The organism is Sphingopyxis sp. H115 (assembly GCF_001468465.1).
Taxonomy (GTDB): domain Bacteria; phylum Pseudomonadota; class Alphaproteobacteria; order Sphingomonadales; family Sphingomonadaceae; genus Sphingopyxis.
In genome coordinates this window covers 1-1,919 of the sequence record NZ_LNSA01000059.1, presented here as the reverse complement: position 1 = coordinate 1,919, position 1,919 = coordinate 1, and the positions used below count along the sequence as shown (strand labels likewise).

The window sequence follows — 1,919 nt, the reverse complement described above, 5'->3', positions numbered from 1 at the left end:
CGCTCGTCATCCCGGCGCTCAAAGAGCTGAATAACGAATCCCGCTACGGCAACTCTTAAAAACCTCCGCACGTCAACGTGGGGTGGTCGCATCGCTAACCTTTGGCCAGCATCTCGCTGCTTTTTTCAAGATGTTCTGTTCGCTGTGCCTGAAGCAGTTCCAACCGACGCTGGCGGGCTTCCGCTTCCCTCTGGCGAACAGCTTCTTGGCGTTCAATCTCTTCGACGAGTGATCGACGGAAAGCTGCCTCCCCTGCGACGATGATGTCTGCAGCGATTGTAGTCAGACGACTTTCAAGAGTGCCCTCAGCTCCATCTTCCCAAGCGGAGATGACACCGAGTTTGGCGGGCCAGCTTATTTTGAGCTGAAGCGGCGTTGAAGCAGGAAGATCGCGAGCTGGCCGATGACGCCCCTCGATCAACTCCGTGCGATGCTTCCCGACAATTGCCAGCTCCAGACTAAGATGCATGTCCCCAATTCGAGCAAGCGCCTCGAGACCACGGTCGCCGTTCGAAGCGGTTCCGGAATGATCGCGGCTGGAAAGCGCAAAAAACAGACCGTTGAGCAGTCGCAGCTTGCGTTGACCAAGCGGCGTGTCGAAGCTGGGCGAACGCCAATACCAACGTTTTTCAGCGACTTTCTCGCGGATTGCATCTTCGCGTTTCAAGAGCTGAACCAAGCCTGGATGGCGTCGGTCAAGATTGCGCGGAACTGCCACCCGCCCGATCGCCTTCAGTTCAACAGTGCGCAAGTCTTCCAGATCTTCAGGCACCGATCGCGATACAAATGGCCCCCCAACAGGCATTGGCGGTGTCTCTGGCAAGAGACCTTTGAATTTCGCCTCCAAGTTAATCCGCCCGGTTTGGCCCGGCCGTCGCCACGGGGCCTGTGGGGGGCTGGTTACGGCCTTGCCAGCGTGGACACGATTCCAATGCCCTTGTGGCGGGGTCACGATTCCATTGGCGTGAAGCAGTTTCTTTAGCCCAACGTCAGAAATGCCCACCTTCTTTGCCAAATCGCGCATTGGCGCGCTCCAGGCAAACGCTATGAGCGCCTCCGGTGAAACATAGATATCATCGTGTCTGATCCAGCCCATCGCATCCTCACTTTGCGCAACCTTGCCACACAGGTCGCACCCTTCGATTTCACGGTAGACAGATTTGCAATCTTCGTTGCACGATTATGATGGAGACGTGAATTTCTTTCGGCCACGCTCAATCGTCACTTCTCGAGCCTGCATTGTCGGAGAAACGAATGCCACGAGAGCCGGATCAGAAAGCCAGAACTGTTGAGATAGAATTCTGGTTCGTGACCGCGTTGGTGGCGGGAACATTCGTTGTCAGCATCGTCTCGGCCGTGTGGCCACTGCTGCAATGATGACCGTTGAGAAAGAGCTGTGGGCGTGCGCGCTCGCCGTCGAGAAAGAGCACGGCGAGCAAGCTGCAGTCTGGATTGCTGAACGCATTGGCGCCCTTGCGATTGAAGGCGACATCGAGGGAATCGCCCGCTGGAAGGCTATTGCGGAAAAGCTAAGCCTCTTGTGGACAGGCGAACGGCCGCTCGCAATGTAGAATTCGAGCCTGGCACCTACTTCAGCGATAGGGTTCGCAGGCGATCCCGTTATTGTCGCCGTCCATACCCTCGCGGTATCCTGGCTCACCTCGATAGATAGGAGCCGTGCCGGCTGCACGCGCATCGTCGCAGCCGCGCCAATAGTCCCCGTCTTGCGGAGCGCGCTCTCTGGCGATTCCTGAGCTCACGCCAACGTTTCTCGCAACGTCGAGAGCAGCCGCGCGCTGCTCTGGGCTCGACAGAAGGGCGTAACCGTGTCCTGAAGGCCGCCTTGCGGGAAGCTGCTGCGGGATGCTGATAGCCGCTCTTTGCGAGGAGCGGTGATGAGCGAGGATATCGGAGCGTCG

Annotated in this window: 3 protein-coding genes; 1 reads left to right on the top strand and 2 read right to left on the bottom strand. The window is 57.8% G+C overall.

The window, feature by feature from the left end:
• Positions 1-94: 94 nt before the first annotated feature.
• On the bottom strand, positions 95-1,096 hold the full coding sequence (locus ATE71_RS22345; protein WP_152998882.1) for a hypothetical protein: 1,002 nt from the start codon (positions 1,094-1,096) through the stop codon (positions 95-97).
• A gap of 277 nt (positions 1,097-1,373) precedes the next feature.
• On the opposite strand from ATE71_RS22345, the gene ATE71_RS21455 reads away from it, so the two are divergent.
• Positions 1,374-1,571: a DUF6961 family protein gene (locus ATE71_RS21455; RefSeq protein ID WP_321164298.1), complete on the top strand. Its 198-nt coding sequence runs from the start codon at positions 1,374-1,376 to the stop codon at positions 1,569-1,571.
• Between the two features lie 21 nt (positions 1,572-1,592).
• On the opposite strand, the gene ATE71_RS21920 is transcribed toward ATE71_RS21455, so the two are convergent.
• Entirely contained in the window at positions 1,593-1,760 is a 168-nt protein-coding gene (locus ATE71_RS21920; protein WP_201022999.1) for an excalibur calcium-binding domain-containing protein, read from the bottom strand.
• Between the last annotated feature and the right edge of the window lie 159 nt (positions 1,761-1,919).

Coding starts and splice junctions, on each gene's coding strand:
- ATE71_RS22345 (WP_152998882.1), bottom strand. CDS start 1,096: ATGGGCTGGATCAGACACGATGATATCTATGTTTCACCGGAGGCGCTC.
- ATE71_RS21455 (WP_321164298.1), top strand. CDS start 1,374: ATGATGACCGTTGAGAAAGAGCTGTGGGCGTGCGCGCTCGCCGTCGAG.